Annotated in this window: 12 protein-coding genes; 9 read left to right on the top strand and 3 right to left on the bottom strand. The window is 70.4% G+C overall.

Going from position 1 to position 16,701, the window contains the following annotated elements; all coding sequences use genetic code 11:
• The first annotated feature begins 101 nt into the window (after positions 1-101).
• Positions 102-1,217 carry a glutamate 5-kinase gene (proB, locus tag AC3ERS_RS01715; protein ID WP_431963569.1) on the top strand — a complete coding sequence of 372 codons (1,116 nt, stop codon included), beginning with the start codon at positions 102-104 and terminating at the stop codon, positions 1,215-1,217.
• 1,390 nt (positions 1,218-2,607) lie between these two features.
• On the opposite strand, the gene AC3ERS_RS01720 is transcribed toward proB, so the two are convergent.
• From AC3ERS_RS01720 to AC3ERS_RS01730, 3 genes are all read right to left on the bottom strand, one after another.
• On the bottom strand, positions 2,608-4,068 hold the full coding sequence (locus tag AC3ERS_RS01720) for a hypothetical protein (RefSeq protein ID WP_431962706.1): 1,461 nt from the start codon (positions 4,066-4,068) through the stop codon (positions 2,608-2,610).
• Entirely contained in the window at positions 4,065-4,439 is a 375-nt protein-coding gene (locus AC3ERS_RS01725) for a hypothetical protein (protein WP_431962708.1), read from the bottom strand. The genes AC3ERS_RS01720 and AC3ERS_RS01725 overlap by 4 nt, the downstream gene beginning before the upstream one ends.
• Positions 4,440-4,566: 127 nt before the next feature.
• A complete protein-coding gene (locus AC3ERS_RS01730) occupies positions 4,567-5,280 on the bottom strand; it encodes an ESX secretion-associated protein EspG (protein WP_431962710.1) in 714 nt (237 codons plus the stop codon).
• Positions 5,281-5,498: 218 nt separating this feature from the next.
• Between AC3ERS_RS01730 and AC3ERS_RS01735 the strand changes: the two genes are divergently transcribed.
• From AC3ERS_RS01735 to AC3ERS_RS01770, 8 genes are read left to right on the top strand one after another with little or no spacing between them, the layout of a single operon-like run.
• A complete protein-coding gene (locus tag AC3ERS_RS01735; RefSeq protein ID WP_431962712.1) occupies positions 5,499-8,219 on the top strand; it encodes a phosphoenolpyruvate synthase in 2,721 nt (906 codons plus the stop codon).
• A 16-nt stretch (positions 8,220-8,235) separates the two neighbouring features.
• A complete protein-coding gene (locus AC3ERS_RS01740) occupies positions 8,236-11,889 on the top strand; it encodes an AMP-binding protein (protein ID WP_431962714.1) in 3,654 nt (1,217 codons plus the stop codon).
• Positions 11,886-12,155 carry an acyl carrier protein gene (locus AC3ERS_RS01745; RefSeq protein ID WP_431962716.1) on the top strand — a complete coding sequence of 90 codons (270 nt, stop codon included), beginning with the start codon at positions 11,886-11,888 and terminating at the stop codon, positions 12,153-12,155. The genes AC3ERS_RS01740 and AC3ERS_RS01745 overlap by 4 nt, the downstream gene beginning before the upstream one ends.
• A complete protein-coding gene (locus tag AC3ERS_RS01750; RefSeq protein ID WP_431962718.1) occupies positions 12,148-13,239 on the top strand; it encodes an SDR family oxidoreductase in 1,092 nt (363 codons plus the stop codon). Before AC3ERS_RS01745 ends, AC3ERS_RS01750 begins: the two co-directional genes overlap by 8 nt.
• A complete protein-coding gene (locus tag AC3ERS_RS01755; RefSeq protein WP_431962720.1) occupies positions 13,236-14,168 on the top strand; it encodes a nucleoside-diphosphate kinase in 933 nt (310 codons plus the stop codon). The genes AC3ERS_RS01750 and AC3ERS_RS01755 overlap by 4 nt, the downstream gene beginning before the upstream one ends.
• The gene (locus AC3ERS_RS01760; protein ID WP_431962722.1) at positions 14,165-15,151 is read left to right on the top strand and encodes a ScbA/BarX family gamma-butyrolactone biosynthesis protein; all 987 of its coding nucleotides are present in this window, start codon (positions 14,165-14,167) and stop codon (positions 15,149-15,151) included. The genes AC3ERS_RS01755 and AC3ERS_RS01760 overlap by 4 nt, the downstream gene beginning before the upstream one ends.
• Positions 15,148-15,768: a nitroreductase family protein gene (locus AC3ERS_RS01765; protein WP_431962724.1), complete on the top strand. Its 621-nt coding sequence runs from the start codon at positions 15,148-15,150 to the stop codon at positions 15,766-15,768. The genes AC3ERS_RS01760 and AC3ERS_RS01765 overlap by 4 nt, the downstream gene beginning before the upstream one ends.
• Positions 15,744-16,700, top strand: coding sequence for a UbiA prenyltransferase family protein (locus AC3ERS_RS01770; protein ID WP_431962726.1), 957 nt, complete (start codon positions 15,744-15,746; stop codon positions 16,698-16,700). The genes AC3ERS_RS01765 and AC3ERS_RS01770 overlap by 25 nt, the downstream gene beginning before the upstream one ends.
• Position 16,701 lies beyond the last annotated feature (1 nt).

The following is a 16,701-nucleotide window of genomic DNA, read 5'->3' on the forward strand; positions in this document are numbered from 1 at the left end:
TCCGGCGGCGGGACGGCCGGTGTGGTAGGCCGGACAGCACTTTCGGTTGCGGTACAGGGAGTTCAGTTGTGACGCAGGTGAATTCGGAGCTAGCGGACGCGGTGTCGCCCGGCGGGCTCAGTGAGGCGCGGCAGGCGATCGCCTCGGCGCGCCGTGTCGTGGTGAAGATCGGCTCGTCGGCCTTGACCAGCCTGAAGGGCGGTCTGGACACGACGCGGTTGGACCGTCTCGCCGACGCCGTCGAGGCCCGCATGCGCGCGGGTTCGGACGTCGTCGTCGTCTCGTCCGGCGCCATCGGCGCGGGTATCGCTCCGCTCGGGTTGTCCAGCCGCCCAAGGGATCTGGCGACAAAGCAGGCGGCGGCGAGCGTCGGTCAGCTGGCGCTGGCGCACGCGTGGGGCACCTCCTTCGCACGCTACGGCCGCACCGTCGGGCAGGTGCTGCTCAGCGCCGATGATTTCTCCCGCCGCGAGCACCACCGCAATGCCCAGCGCACCCTGGACCGGCTGCGTTCGCTCGGCGCGGTCGCGGTGGTGAACGAGAACGACACGGTCGCCACCGAGGAGATCAGGTTCGGCGACAACGACCGGCTCGCGGCCCTCGTCGCGCACCTGGTCGGTGCCGATGCCCTGATCTTGCTCTCCGACGTGGAAGGCCTCTACGACGGCGATCCGCGCAAGGGCGCCGCGAAGTTCATCCCCGAGGTCCGCAGCAGCGCCGATCTGGACGGCGTCATCGCGGGCAGCGGTGGCGCGCTCGGCACCGGCGGCATGGCCTCCAAGCTCTCCGCCGCGCGGCTGGCCGCCGACGCGGGCGTCCCCGTCCTGCTCGCCGCCGCCGAGGAGGCCGCCATCGCACTCGCCTCCGGCACCGTCGGCACCGCCTTCGCCGCCCGCCCGGTCCGCCTGTCGGCCCGCAAATTCTGGGTCCGCCATGCGGCCGACAGCCGCGGCGCCCTGGTCCTCGACGACGGCGCCGTCCAGGCCGTCGCCCAACGCCGCCGCTCCCTGCTCGCCGCGGGCATCACCGCCGTCCGAGGCCGCTTCTACGGCGGCGACGTGGTCGACCTCCTCTCGGCCGATCACCGCCTGATCGCCCGCGGCGTCGTTGAATACGACAGCACCGAACTCTCCACCATGCTTGGCCGCTCCACCACCGAACTCCCGGACACCATGCAACGCCCGGTAATTCACGCCGACGACTTGGTCAAAGCCTGAACCCTCCCCCTGGGCCACCCCGCCCGGCGCGCATCCCTCATCCACCCACCGGCTGTGCGGGGCGTATGCGACGCTGTGCGTATCGCAACAGCCCAGCGCCGCAACGGTACTGGCGTCAGAGTCACGCGCATCGGATACCGCCTGCACCCCCGCGGGGCTTGGGGCGGTGTACGAGGCCGCGCGAAACCGATTGTCGCAGTTGGTTTAGCCCGTGCTGGTACTGCGTGTCAGCGCCATACGCATCGGATACTGTCTCTACCCCTCGTGGGTCTTGTGGCGTGTGCTAGCGGTGCGAGATGTCTGCGAGGAGTACGAGCGGTGTACGAGGCCGCGCGAAACTGCCTGCCGCAGTTGGTCTAGCGCGTGCCGGTGCTGCCGTCAGCGCAATGGGTATCGGAACCGTCCGTACCCCGCGCGGCGCTTGTAGCGTGTACGAGGAGTGCGAAGCGGTGTACGAGGCTGCGCGAAATCGCCTGTCGCAGGCGGCTTAGCGCCGTGCTGGCACTGCCGTCAGCGTCACGCGCGTCGTATACCTATCTGTACTCCTCGCAAGGGGTTCCGCCGTGTGCGAGGAGCACGGAGGGTCTGCGAGGAGCAGCAGCGGTAGGCCGGACCGCGTACCGCAGCCCAGTTGCGCGTTGGTGCTGGGTGAGGCTGCGCTCTTCGCAATGCTGTGCGCGTGTGAGGTGTACACCGCTGTGCGGGACCGGGCGAAACCGCGTGCCGCAGATGGCGTAGCAGCCGAGGTTCTCGTCTGCCGACCATGGCGCATACCGCACTCTTCGCAGCGGTTACGGCATGTACGAGCGTGTTCGAGGCGGCGCGAAACCGATTGTCGCAGTTCGCCTAGCGCCGCGCTGGCACTGCTGTCAGCGCCATGCACAGCGGATCTGTCTGTACCCCTCGCGGGTGTGGCGTGTGCCTGGCGGTGCGAAATGTCTGCGAGGAGTACGAGCGGTGTGCAAGGCCGCGCGAAACTGCCTGCCGCAGTTGGCCTGGCGCCGCGCTGGTACTGCCGTCAGCGTCACGCGCCTCGCATACCGTCTGCACTCCTCGCAGGGGTTGCGGCGTGTGCGAGGAGTGCGGAGGGTCTGCGAGGAGTAGGGGCGCCATGTGCGCGACTGTGCGAACCACGTGCGTGCCGCAGCAGGTCAGCGCCGCCTAGGATCTGGTCTGCCGACCATGGCGCATATCGGACTCTTCGCGGCGTGGCGTGTGTCAGGCATGCGAGCGGTGTGCGTGGCCGCGCGAAACCGCTTGCCGCAGTGGGGCTTAGCGCCGAATTGGTGCTGGTAGGGCCACATGCAGCTCGCATACCTCTGCACTCCTCGCGGTGTTGTGGTGTGGGCGAGGAGTGCGAAAGGGGCGAGGCTCTGGGGGTTCCGGTGTGTTAGCTGGTTGCACCGGATTGGGGGACCACGCCGGGTTGGTCGGTGTGGGAGGAGCCCTGGTTTTGGGCTTCGGGGATGGGGCCGGTGACGCCGGGTTGGCCGCCCAGGTCGGGGAGCGGCTGGGTTTCGCCGGATGGTGGGGCGGGTGGCGGCGGAGCCTCCTGGGTGGGTGGCGGAGCGGGTGTGTGGTGGGGAGGCGGGGGTGCCTGCTGGGTCGGCGGAGCCGGGGGTTCCTGCGGAGGCGGTGCCTGGGTGGGCGGCGGGGCAGGAATGTCCTGGGTCGGCGGGGCTTGCGGTGCCGGGGGCTCTTGGGCGGGCGGGGGTGTGTCCAGGGTCGGTGGCGCCTGGGTTGGTGGCGGTGCCGGGGCTTCCTGGGTAGGGGGTGGGACGTCCTGAGTAGGCGGCTCGTGGATCGGCGGCGGCACCGGAGCCTCTTGGGTAGGCGACGGCGGGTTCTGGGTCGGCGGTGCCGGAGTTTCCTGGGTTGGTGGCGCGTCGAGAGTGGGTGGCGGTGCTGGAGCCTCTTGCGTGGGCGCTGGTGCGTCCTGGGTCGGCGGGGCCGGGATGTCCTGGGTAGGCGGTGGCGTGTCTTGGGTAGGCGGCGGTGCCTCGGTGGTCGGCGGTGCCGGGGCCTCCTGAGTCGGCGGTGGCACGTCTTGGGTAGGCGGCGGTGCCTCGGTGGTCGGCGGTGCCGGGGCCTCCTGAGTCGGCGGTGGCACGTCTTGGGAAGGCGGTGCGTCGGGGGTCGGCGTCCGCGATTCCGGGGCCGACGGATCGGGTACCGAATCGATGGGCGGTTCCGGCTGCGAATCCGACTCCGGCGGAACGCTTTCCGTCCCTTCGGGAGCTTCGCTGCCCGGTGCCCCGTACCCCGCGGATCCGTTCGACGACTGCGGGATCACCCCGGCATCCGGAACGGCGGACAGCACAGGCGGTTCCGGCAGTGCGGGGACGCCGTTGCCTGCCATCGTGTAGGCGGGCTTGTACACCATGTTCATCGCGAGCACGGCTTCCTGCCGCAGCGCTTCCTGCGCCATCTGCGCGTCGATGACGTTCGCCGCCTCGAGCAGTTGCGCGATGGCGCCGATCGGTCCGGAGCTGCCGGGCGGCACGACTGCCAGCTTGACCGCTTCGGCCGCCGCCGCCACGCCGCCGAGCCGCGCGCCGACCTGTCCCATCACGGCGCTGAGTTCGTCGACGGAGGAAGCGAAGCTGCGGGTGCTCGCATAGGCGGCGCTCGCGGCCGCGCCCTCCCATTCCATGCCGTTCATGACGCGATCAGCCCCGCCGCGGGTGAGCGGCATCGATGTGGCCAGCGCGGCGGCGACCTCGAGCCAGGTGACCGACGCGCGCAGGATCTCACCGGCGTCGATCTGCTGGGTCTTGGCGTAGATCTCCTCGTGCGGTATCGACTCGAAGTGCTCCATCGAGTTGATGTAGGTGGGGTCGGTGCCGGTCATCGGGGCAGCCTCGTTTCCACCGCGCGCAGCGCGGCCGCGTTGGCGGCGTCGGCTTCTTCGTAGAGTCCGGCGCTGATCAGGAACGCCTCCTTCATGCGGTAGGCGGCCTCGATGTAGTGGTCGAGCAGTGCCGCCGCGTCGCGTGCTTTGTGTCCGAAGCCTGCCTGTAGTTGCTGCGCGGAGACGAAGCCGCCGAATCCTTGTAGTTCGGCTACGGATTCGAGCCGTTGCTGCAGATAGATCAGCCGGTCGGCCTGATTCTCGTACATCTCGGCGCACCGCCGCGCGGCGTCCGGGTCGAACTTGACGGTGCCTGTCTGCGCTTCCTGCTTGAACCGCGCTATATCGGCTCGGCTGCTCTCGATCGTCATGCGCACCCCCGTTGATCGGTCGGTCCGCCTAAGCCTAATGGGTGCCGCCGGACGGAGTCCGTCGAAAACCGCAGCGAAGACGAAGGTATGCCTAACATGCGCCGCCGGACGAACCCGCGGCGACCGCTCACCTGGCCTGTGCCGGAATGCGTTTCTGGAGTTGTGTGGCGATCTGCTCCGGCGAGGCAGGCACGATGTGCACCGTGTCGCCTGCTTTGATCAGATAACGCCCGTCGCCCTGGACATCGATCCAGGTGTAGTGGATCGCGGGGACTGGTTCGTCCCGGTCCAGCCGCGCTTCGATGCGCAGGTGTCCCTCGGCGGTGTGCGGCTTGAGCAACAGCCTGCGGATGAGGGTCGCGGCGGGCTGGGCGGCGACGACGGTCTCGGTGTCGCGGACCGCGGCGGCGGTGGCGGCGCGGGCGGGTTCGCGCCCGGCGGGTGTTCTCGGCAGCAGCGTGGCGATGCGGCTGCCGAGCTTGCTCGCGTGCCCGATCGAGATGCGCACGCGGCCGCCGAAATCGGCGCGGGCGCCGGGTTCCTGGACGGCGAGCACCGCGCGGTCGTACACCGTGCAGGCCAGCAGGCGCAGTTCGGTGTTCGGGGTGTGCGCGCCGCCGATGGCGACGATCCTGGTGTGCGGTTCGGCGAGGATTCGCAGGCAAGCCGACAGATCAGGGTCGGCGCCGAGCGGCAGGCGCTGGTTCAGCTGCGCGCGAAGCGCCTCGGCCTCGTGTTCGGTGCGCGGCGTCTCCAGGATGCGCAGCGGGTACGGGTGACGATCCACCGCTGTTTCCCGCCAGACGTGGGCGAACTCGTCCGGGGTGAACGTCCAACCCACGCCGAATCACTCCTCACCGAACCCACGAACTGCCCGCAGCATATCGGTGTCACGCGCCGCGCGACGAACTGTTCGGGAACTGGTACCACTGGATCAGGGGCTAACGCCAAGCCGACAACTCGGATATATCCAGACAAACCCTTGGTTTTCGCGTGGCCGATACCGAGCCCGGGGCGCCCGGCTCCGGCGCGTCGATCAGGGGCGATGGGAGAGATGCCGTGCAGGTACTCGGGTCGTGGGACGAACTGGCGACGATCGTCGCGCGGGCGGGCGGCAAGGCGCGCGGATTGCACGCCGTACAGAACGGCGGCTTCCGCGTTCCGGAGTGGGTGGCGCTCGGGACCGACGCGTTCGAGCGCTTTCTCGCCGAACACGGACTGGCCGAGCGGGTTTCCGCGATCGGCGCGGCGGACGACCTGGAGCGCGCGCTGGCGCTGGGCGCAGAACTGCGCGCCGCGATCGAATCCGCGCCGCTGCCCGCCGAGCTGCGGGAACTGATCGCCGACGGGTACGCCAGGATCGGCGGCGGGCCGATCGCGGTGCGCTCCTCGACGGTTGCCGAGGACGGCGCCGAGCACTCCTACGCGGGACAGTTCGACTCCTTCCTCAACGTCAACGGGGTCGCCGCGGTGGCCGACCGGGTGCGGGACTGCTGGGCGTCCGCCTTCTCCGAGCGGTCGATACGGTACGCCTTCGCGCGGGCGCTTCCGGTCGGCGGCGCGCCGGGCGTGGTGCTGCAACGGCTGGTGGCGGCACGGGCCGGCGGCGTGCTGTTCACCGCTAATCCCAGCACCGGCGCGCCCGGTGAACTGGTGATCAGCGCGGTGTACGGCCTCGGCGAGGGCCTGGTGTCCGGTGCGGTGGACGCGGACACGGTGACCGTCGAGAAGGCGACCGGCGCCGTGCTGGACACGGTCGTCGGCGACAAGGAGAGCCGCTACACCCCCGCCGCGGAGCAGGGGTGCGAGGTCGGCGAGGTGGCGGCGGCGCTGCGCGAGCGCGCCGTGCTCACCGACGCCGAGATCGCCGAGCTGGCGGAACTCGGTCGCAAGATCGAAATCGTTTGCGGCGCACCGCAGGACATCGAGTGGGCGCTCGACGACGTGGGATTGTGGGTACTCCAGTCCCGCCCGATCACCACCGAACTGCGGCCCGCGAACACACCGGACGCACTGCTGCGCGGCGCGGGTGAGCGGCTCGCGCCCGGCGAACTGCGGATCTGGGACAACTCGAACATCATCGAGAGTTTCAGCGGCATCACCTCCCCGCTGACCTACACCACCGCCGCGGACATCTACGGTCGCGTGTACCGCGGCTACGCCGCCTCGCTGCGGGTGCCGACCGCCCAGCTGCGGCAGACCGACACGTGGACTCCGGTGCTGCTCGGCTACTTTCACGGCCGGGTGTACTACAACCTGCTGCACTGGTACCGGATGGTGGGCATCGCGCCGGGCTACCCGCTCAATCGCCGGGTGCTGGAGGCCGCGCTCGGGGTGGCCGAGCCGCTGGCCGAGGATCTCGCGAAGACATTGCGGCCCTTCGTCTTCCGCAACCCGCTCGCCCGCCTGCGCTCCCGCGCGGTGACCACGGCGACCTATCTGCGCCGGCTGTTCGGCATCGACGTCATGGTCGACGACTTCCTCGCCGAGTTCTACCGCGTCTACGACGAATACGACGGACTCGACTACGCGTCGCTGTCCGGCGAAGAGGCCTATGTCGCCTACCGCAGGGTCGATCGCGATCTCGTCGAGCGGTGGGGCCCGCTGATGGTGCTCGACGCGATCCTGCTGACCTGTACCGGCCTGCTCTACGCGCTGACCAAAGCGTTGCTACCGAAGGCGCCCGAGTGGTTCCTCTACGCGGTCGTCGGGCCCGGCGCCGACGTCGAATCGGCCGAGCCCGCCCGCGCGATGACCGCGCTCGCCAGGACGGTGGACGCGGATCCGGAGCTGACGGCGCTGGTGCGGTCGACCCCGCCGGACCGGCTGTTCGCCGCACTGGCCGATCATCCCGGCTTCGGCGCCGAGGTGGACGCCTACCTGGACCGCTACGGCTACCGCAGCCTGGACGAACTGAAGCTGGAGACGCCGGATCTGCGTGAGGACCCCTCGGGGCTGTTCATCATGCTGCGCAGCGCGCTCGGCCGGGTGCACGAGGCGGCCGCGCCGTCGGATCGGGGCGACGAGGCGGAGGCTTATCTCGACGCCCATGTGCGCGGCGCACGCCGCCGGGTCTACGAGCGCCTGCGGGGCAAGGTGTCGCGGTGCGCCGCCCATCGCGAGCGCCTGCGGTTCTGCCGCACCAGGGCTTTCGGCATGGTGAAGCGGATGATCCGGGCGATGGGCCGGGATCTGGCGGAACGCGGCGTGCTGGACGAGTTCGCCGACGTGTTCCACCTGACGGTGGACGAACTGCGCGGCTGCTACGAGGGCGCCGACACCGGTCCGTTGCGCGCGCTGGTCGCCGCCCGCAAGGCGCAGTGCGCCGCCGACGCCGAGCTGGTCGCGCCCGCGCGGTTCGTCACCAGGGGTGGCGCGTTCGGTCGGGCGGAACTGGCCGCGCAGGGCTGGGTGCCGGTCCGTGAGATGCCCGCGGCGGCGGTGGGCACCGTCCTCGGCGGCACGCCGTCGGCGGCGGGAATCGTGGAAGGCGACGCGGTGGTCGTCGGCGAGCCGGGCGATGTCGCGGGCGGCATCCTGGTGGCCTACCGGACCGACCCCGGCTGGGTCGCGGCGCTGCCCTCGGCGTCGGCGCTGGTGATCGAGCGCGGCAGCCCGCTGACCCACGTGGCGATCGTGGCGCGCGAGCTCGGGGTGCCGACCGTCGTTCAGGTCAAGGACGTCACGAAGAGAATACGGACCAGTATGCGAATTCGGGTGGACGGAACGGCCGGAACGGTTACTGTGCTGTCCGAAGGAGATCACCGCGATGGTATCTGACAAAGATGTTGCGGCCGTGCGAGATTGGCTCCTGCGGCCGGCGCGGGAGACGGGCGTCCACCTGGCCGACGAGGCCGACGGCTGGGAGTTTCGCAGCTATCACGAACTCGCCGAGCAGTCGTGGTCCATCGCCGCGCTGATGCGGGAACACGGACTCGCGGGCGGCGCGGGCGCCTGCGTGATCATGCCCACCGGATTCGCCTGCACCGCAGCCTTTTACGCGGTCTGGGCCTGCGGCGGTGTGTTCACGCCGATCGCGCCGCCCATGTTCGGCGATCTCGACCAGATCGTCGCGCACATCGCCGCCATCCTCGCCGCCGCCGAGCCGCGGCTGGTCGTGACCTCGCCGGAATTCGAGGACCTGGTGCGCCGGGCGGCGGTCGCCGCCGATCGGACCGACGAGCCGCTGGTGATCGGGGCACGGCGGCCGCAGGCGCCCGTCCGGCGCGAACTGGGCGCACCAGCGGACTGCGCGTTGTTGCAGTTCACCTCGGGTTCGACCGGCACGCCGCGCGGGGTGCGGGTCAGCTGGCGCAATTTGGCGAACAACATCGCCATGATCTCCCGGCTCGTCGACTGGCGTCCCGGCGAGGCCATGGTGTCGTGGCTGCCGCTCTACCACGATATGGGCCTGGTCGGCGCGTTCCTGACGACCGTCACGAACCAAGGCGATCTCTACCTGATGCGCCCGGACCAGTTCGTCCGCGACCCGGCTCGTTGGCTGCGCGCGATGGCCTCGGCCCAGCACACGCCCTCGCCGTCGTTCGCGTTGGGCTATGTGGCGCACCGCGTCCGGCCGGAGGAGATCGCCGATCTGGACCTGTCCGCTTGGCGCACTCTGGCCGTCGGCTCCGAGCCGGTGGAGGTGGCCGACCTGCAGGCGTTCGCCGAGCTCACCCGCCCCCGCGGATTCTCGACGGACGCCTACACCCTGGCCTACGGACTGGCCGAGGCCACGCTCATGGTGACCTCCTCGGCCCGGCGACGGCCGATCACCGCGCTGCGCCTCGATACGCCGAATCTGCGCTTCGGCCAACCGGTTCGGGTGCTGACCGAGGCGACCCTGGACGACGCCCACCGGGTCGAGGGCTCGGGGTGGATCACCGGCCTGGGGTTTTCGACACCGGAATCGACCGTCCGCGCGGTGAACGAGGCGGGGCGCGAGCTGCCCGACGGCGTGCTCGGCGAACTAGTGGTCGTCGGCGATTCGGTGGCCATGGGCTACACCGGGGACGACGACGGCGGCGCGACCCGGATCCGGGACGGCGAGCTCCGCACCGGCGATGCCGGATTCCTGTACCGCGGTGAGGTTTTCGTGCTCGGAAGGATGGGCACCAGCCTCAAGGTGCGCGGGCGCTCGGTGTTCATGGAAGACATCGAATCCCGGGTGGCGGGGGAGACCGGTCTCACCAAAGGCAAACTGGCCGCTGTCGCGCTCACCGAAATAGGCGCACCGGGCATCGCGCTGTTCGCCGAAGCCCCCTCCGGCGACTGGATAGCTCAGGCGCACAGGGTGATTCGCGGTGAGCTCGGCCCCGCCGCCGCGATCACCATCGTCACGGGTCCTCGGGGCACCATCCGGCGCACGTCCAGTGGTAAGCCGCGCCGCCGCCACCTGTGGCAGCTGTTCCGGGACGGCGAACTCACTGGGGTGGAAGTCCACGAAGCCGATGGAACAACCGCACTGACCGCCGCCGCGCAGCCCGGATCCGCTGCCCCCGAAGACCGCCGATCCGCAGACGCGGACGGCGCGGCGCCGGACGGCCCGCGATCGATGGTGTCCCGCGCCGAGCGCACGGAGGACGTTCGGCCATTGGCATCCGCCGAGCCGGTGCCCGCCCTGCCGACCGAGCGCGTGCGTCGACTCCTCGATTCCGCGCTGGAAAGTATTGCACTGCACGATGATTCGGCGGTGCTGTTCGAAGGATCGCTGGCCGAAGGCTTCGGCAACGAAGGCTCCGACGTGGACTTCCTCGCGGTCGTCCCCGGAAGCGAGGACCTGCCGACCTTGCCGACGGTCCTGTTCATCGACGGTCGCCGCGTGGAGGTCCGCACCCGCTCGGTGGCACAGCTGCGACGTCAGCTCGGTCAGGCGGCCGCGGGCGATCCGGCGGCGCTGAACGAGGATCTGCTCAACCGCTGCCAGCGTTTCCTGCGCGCCACGGTGGCCCGGCCCGGCGCGGTGGACATCGACGGCTTGCGCGCGCTGCTTCCGCACGACGACTTCCGAACTCGGATGTCGGAGTGGTGGACGGCCCGCGCGGTGCAGGCGCTGCGTTATGCCGCGGCGCTGCGCACGCTGCGCGCGCACGACGAGGCGAGCGAATGGGCCCGCGACGGACTGCTGCAAGCCATGAAGGCGTGGGCGGCCCGCCGTGGCGAGACCTATCTCGAGACCAAATGGCTGCCGAGCCAGCTCGATCGCATCGGCCCTCGCGATGTCATCGACCGCTACCGGGAGCTGAGCGACCCCGGGACGTGGACCTTCGAGACCCTCCGAGGGGACAACGGTGACGCCATGCCCGAGCCGACGACCAATGGACACCGCACAGTCGAGCCGGACTCGTTGTCCGCCACAGCATCCGGATCGGCACAGGCGGTGTCGCACCCTGACACCCCGGCCTTCCTCCCGGACTCCCGAGCGCGCCGCGCGGCCGAAGACACGACCTGGCGGCCGCTCTGGCAACTGGTTGCCGATCTCGGCATCGAGGAAACGACCGACGACCCGCACCGCATCCTGTTCGCCCGCCGCCCCGGCGTGACGACGTGGACCATCGGCGGCCGGGTGCACGTCGTCCGCCACGACCGCGACGTCTTCGCGCTCTCGGACGACGCTGCCCGCGCCTGGCGATCGGTGGTCTTCAAGCATTCCCTGCGCGACGTCCTTGCCCACGCCCCACGCGACATCACCACGGAACTGGCCGAATTCGTGCGACTCGGCCTGGTCGGGTTGCAGTGGCGCGGCGCGGGCCCGATCGAACCCGCGCTCGCCATGTGCAAGCCCGTCGCGCCCTACACGCCGGTGCCGAGCGCGCACCGGCCCGCGCTGGGACTGACCGGCGCGGCCCGCGACGACGCGATCGTCACCCTCGCGCCGCTGCCCGCGCGCCGCTTCACCGAGTGCGCACTGCACCTGGTGTGGTCGAACATCGTGCTGGAGAACGCCAGGGAGGATCTGGCTGGCGCGGTGAAGAACGGGCAGGGTGGTGTCGCCGATATCGCCGCGCATCGCATGGTCGCCATGGCGGTGCGGGTCTTGCTGTCCGCCTTCGGCGTTCATCCGCTGCCCGCCGACGTGGCGCCGGTCGCCACGGTCGCGCGCTCGGTGCCGCCGGGCACGCGGCGGCGCGCGGAGGTGCTGGCTCGGCTCGATGCCGCACGCCGGGTGCGGTTCTCGGAACTACTGCGCGGCGGCGACACTGTGGCGGGGCTGGCGACCCTAGACGATTTCGTCGCGTTGGTGCGCGAGGTGGCGGGCGGCGCCGATTCGGCGCTCGTCTTCCCCGCCTCGTTCGACTCGCGCGAACAGTGGCGGCGCACCCTCGCGATCGGCTACGACTGGCTGCGGCTGGCCGCCTACCTGAACACCGACCTGCCTCTCGACGAGGCTCGCGACCTGCTCACCACCGGTGGCCACCAGCCCCATCTCCGGGAAAGCGAACCCTCATGACCGCCGTCGCCGACACCACCCTGGCCGCCCGGGCGCGACGCCTCGTCCACACCATGGCGCCGCAACCGCCCGCCGACCTCGCCGACGAGCACCGCCTCGTGGAAGATCTCGGCTTCGACTCGCTGCGCCTGATGGAGCTGACCGTGGCGTTGGAGCGGGCTTTCGAGCTACCGAGGCAACGTCCGGAGGACCTCGTCGGGGTCCGCCGGGTCGGCGAGGTGATCGCGCTGGTCGTGGGCGCATCACGGGGGAACGGTCATGGGTGAGCGCGAGACCGTGCTGGTCACCGGTGCGACCGGCCTGGTCGGCGCCGAGGTGGTCGCTCGGCTCTCGGCCGCGAGCAGGCCGGTCGCCGCGGTGCTGCACAGCAACGCCGAGATCGTCCGCAACGACGGCACGGTCCTGGAGGCGGGCACGCCGGTGGCGGGTGACATCCGCCGCCCCGGCTTCGGCCTGTCGGCGCGCGACACGGCCGACCTGGCCGAGCGCGTGGGCGTGATCGTGCACTGCGCGGCCACCACCGCCTTCGACGCGCCCGCCGCCGACTACGACGAGCTCAACGTGCGCGGCGCAGAACACGCGATCGCCTTGGCGCTGGAGTGGGATGTGCCGCTGGTGCACGTCAGCACCGCGTACGTGTGCGGGATGCGCGGAGGGACGGTCCGCGAGGACGAGCTCGACGTCGGCCAGTCGTTCGGAAACGGCTACGAGCGCAGCAAGTTCCGCGCCGAACAAATGGTGCGTGCGGCAGACGAGCAGGGACTCCAGTGGGCGATCGTGCGGCCCGGCATCGTCACGGGCGCTGTGTCCACCGGGGAGATCCGCGAATACAAGAACCTTTACACCGTCGTGAAGCTGATGGTCGAGGGCAAGCTGCGGACCCTGCCCGGCCGCTACGACGCCACGCTGGCGCTGGCGCCGGTCGACCACGTGGCCGACGTGATCGCTGCGGCCGTACTGGATTTCGACTCGGCGAGGTACCGCACGCTGCACGCGCTCGGTCGCGACGCGCTCTCGCTGCGCGAGGTGTCCGACGTGCTGGCCGAGTACCCGTCCTTCGAGGTGGCGACCTTCGTGCCGGAATCGGCGTTCGCCGAGGACGATCTGGATCCGGTCGAGCGCGAGTACTACCGCCGGATCGGCGCGCTCTACACCAGCTACTTCGTGCGCAGGCTCGACTTCGACACCACCGGCGCCGAAATACTGCTCGGCCGCCCCGCGCCGCCCACCGGCAAGGAGTACCTGCGCCTGCTGCTGGACTACTGCCTGGAATCCGGCTACCTCGGCGTTCCGCTGCCTTCGATCGACGAAGTGTTGGCCGCCAACGGTTTCGGCGGAGTGCCGCGATGACGGCGACGCCACTGGATCGAGGCGGCGCGTCGCTGCACGCGCTGCTCGCCGAGCTGACGCCCACCGCCGCCAAGATCGACGCCTACGCGGACGACACGTACGTGCAGGAGGCCGTCGAACAGCTCGAGCGCCTCGGCATCGATCCGGTCGGCTTCGCCAGGCAGCACTCGTTGCTGTTGCTCAAACCGGACGCGATCGTGGCGCGCGCCATCGAACCGACCCTGCAATGGCTGCCCGCCAACGGTTTCCGCGTCGTCGCGGCGCACCGGATGCGGGTGAACCGGCACTTGGTGCGCGCGCTGTGGTACTTCGCGTGGAACATCGCCTCGCCCGAGCGCAGGCGGCTGGCCGATCTGCTGATCGGCATCTCGGAGGTGCTGGTGCTGGTGGTGCACGGCACAGACGACGCGCTGCCGGTGCCGATCCGCCTCACCGAGGGCAAGGGCGCCACCGATCCGCGCGAACGCAAACCCGGCGAACTCCGTTACGTGCTCGGCAGGCACAACTTCCTGCTGAACCTGGTGCACACCCCCGACGATCCGGCCGACGTGCTGCGCGAACTGGCCGTCTACTTCGATGAGGACACCCGCGCGGATCTGCTCGGGCAAGCGGCGGCGCGGGTGGACCGCACCGCGGCGGTCAGCGCGTTGGCCGCCGATCTGTACGCGAGTGTCCCGGTGCGCAGCTTCGACCGCGACGACGCGCTGCGCTCGATCCTGGACGCGCTGCGCCGCGCCGGAATCGACGCGGGCCCGGCCGAAGACGCGGACGGTGCGCGGCTGCTGTATTCGGCGTGGGCCGCGGGCGCGGAGCTGGATCCCTGGTCGGTCCTGGTGCTCGGGTCCTATGTGCTTCCGATGCGGGTCGGCTCGCAGCGCCAGACGCTGCCGCCGGTGGCCGCGCGAGAATGGTTGGAGGGCCGATCGTGACAACACCCGCGGCAGTCGAGAAGACCGCCACGCACAACCGCACCATCCCCAGGCAGCAGGCGCACCGCTGCGCGGTCTCGGAGGTGTTCGTCACCTCACTGGACGCCATCGGGCCCGACGCCTTCCTGGTCGGTGCGCAACTACCTCGCATGCATGCCTATTACGGCGACCACGCCGGATCGCTCGGCATGCGTCACGACCCACTGGTGGTGATGGAGGCAGCGCGGCAGGCGGCGATCGCCTCGACCCACGAGTTCTACGGCGTGCCCGCGGATATGGCGTTCATCGTGCGGACCTTCAACGGCACCGGCTCGGACACCCCGGCGTGGGAGATCGGCATCGCACCCGCCGATCTGGTGATGCAGGTGCGGGTACCGCGCAGGCATCGCCGCGGCGAGGCATTGCAGGGCTTGGACATGGTGCTGGAGATCTTCTCCGGCGGCGAGCCGATGCTCACCGTGGACGGTTCGTTCTCCTGGACGACGCCGAGGCAGTGGGCCGCGCTGCGTGATCAATTCCGAGAGAGCCTGGGAATCGGCGCCTTTCACGGGGCGGCGGCGCTGGGCGAGCGCGCCGAGGCGGCCGTGGTCGGCCGGGAGAACCGGCGCAATGTCGTGATCGCGGCCCCGGAAAGGGACGGTCGCGTCGCCCGTGCCGCCCTCGTCCCCGATCTGTCCCATCCGTTCCTGTTCGATCACCAGCTCGACCACGTGCCGGGCAGCCTGCTGATCGAGGCGTGCAGGCAGACCGCGCTGAGCATGGTGCTGCGCGACCAGCCCCGATTGGTCTGTCTGGCAAGCACCTTCGACCGGTTCGTGGAACTGGATCTGCACGCCGAGTGCGTCGCCGAGATCACCGAGCCCGGCCTCGACACCACCGTCGTGCACTGCGAGATCCGGCAGGCCGGCGCCGTCGCGGCCTGCGTCGACCTCGAATTTGACGCGGACGCTTTGGATTCCGAGTCACTCGCGGACCCACGATGAACGCCGCCGAGCTGCTGCGGACGACCCGCGCGTTCCGCAGACGACTCGACCTCACCCGCCCCGTGGACCGCGCCGAGCTGCTGGACTGCCTCGACACCGCCGCACACGCGCCGAGCGGCACCAACCGGCAGCCGTGGCGCTTCCTCGTCGTCCAGGACCCGCGCACCCGGCAGCAGATCGCGGAGTTCTACCGCAAGGGTTTCGCGGCGTACCTGTCCGCCCGCACCCCGCGACCCGATCAGCTCGGCGACCTAGCCTCCGGCCAATACCTGGCCGAACGCATGCACGAGGTGCCCGCGCTGGTGCTGGCGTGCTCGCTGGGCCGCCCGCCCGCGACCGGTTCGGCGCTGCACCTGGCCAGCTTCTACGGCTCGATCTATCCGGCCGTCTGGAATTTCCTGCTCGCACTGCACGACCGGGGGCTCGGCGGCACCATGACCACCGCTCACCTGGCCTACGAGCGCGAGGTCGCCGAGCTGCTGGCCATCCCCTTCGACGAGGTCACGCAGGTCGCGCTGCTTCCGGTCGCGCACCTGCTGCCCGGCCCGCCGAAGGAGACCCCGCGCAGGCTGCCCGCGACCGAGGTCACGGCGTGGGAGCGGTGGGGCGGGGCGTGAACAGCGAGGTGCGGGCGCCGAGCCCGCTCGATTCGGTGCGGCGTCTCGCGCGCTTCACCGCCGTGATGTACAAGCCGCACTACCTGCTCTACGCCGTCGTCTTCGTGCTGGCCTTGGAGGGGACGGCGGCCCTGGTGTCCCAGCCGGAGACACCGTGGCAGCCGAGCTCGGCCACAGTTTCGCGCATCGTCGTCGTCGCCTTCGTGCTGCTGTATCTGCGGATGGTCGACGAACAGAAGGACCTGGACTACGACCGGGTGCACAATCCGGATCGGCCCCTGGTCACGGGTGCGGTGAGCACGGGCGAGCTGCGCGCGGCCATGGGCGTGCTGGCGATCGGAGCGGTCGGCGCGAGTCTCGTCCTGGCGGCGGTCTCCGGCGTGGCGATCGCGGCGGTCCTGGCGTACGGATTGTTCCTGTGGGCCGTGGAGCGGTGGTCGGCCGCGGTGCGCACCGGAATCCTGCTCAATCTCGTCGTCACGTACCCGATTCAGATCCTGATCGCAGGCTACGTGCTCATCTCGGCGATCGACACCGGAGAGGTCGCCGCCCGGTGGCAGGCGGTCGCCGCCGTGGCGATCTTCGCGGGCGCGTTCCTGCATTTCGAGTTCGCCCGCAAGACCGCACGGGAACGGCGGCCGGGGGAGCACCTGTACTCGAATCGGTGGGGGGTCACGGGTTGTGCGGTCGCGATCCTCGGGTTCGCCGTGCTCGCGGTGGCGGTCGATTCGGTTCTGGTCCAGCCGTGGGAGCGCAGCGGTGTGCGAGCCGTCGCGGCGTGGATTCCCGTGGCGCTGTTGCTGATTCCGGTGTACGGGGAATGGCGGTTCCTGCGTTCGGGCAAGCCCGAACATCCGGTCCTGCCTGCCGTAGCCTTCGTGTTCGCCCTCTACCTCGCGCTGATAGCGCAGGCGTTGGTGTGCACGACCTGAG

The sequence above is a fragment of the Nocardia sp. bgisy134 genome (assembly GCF_057708325.1).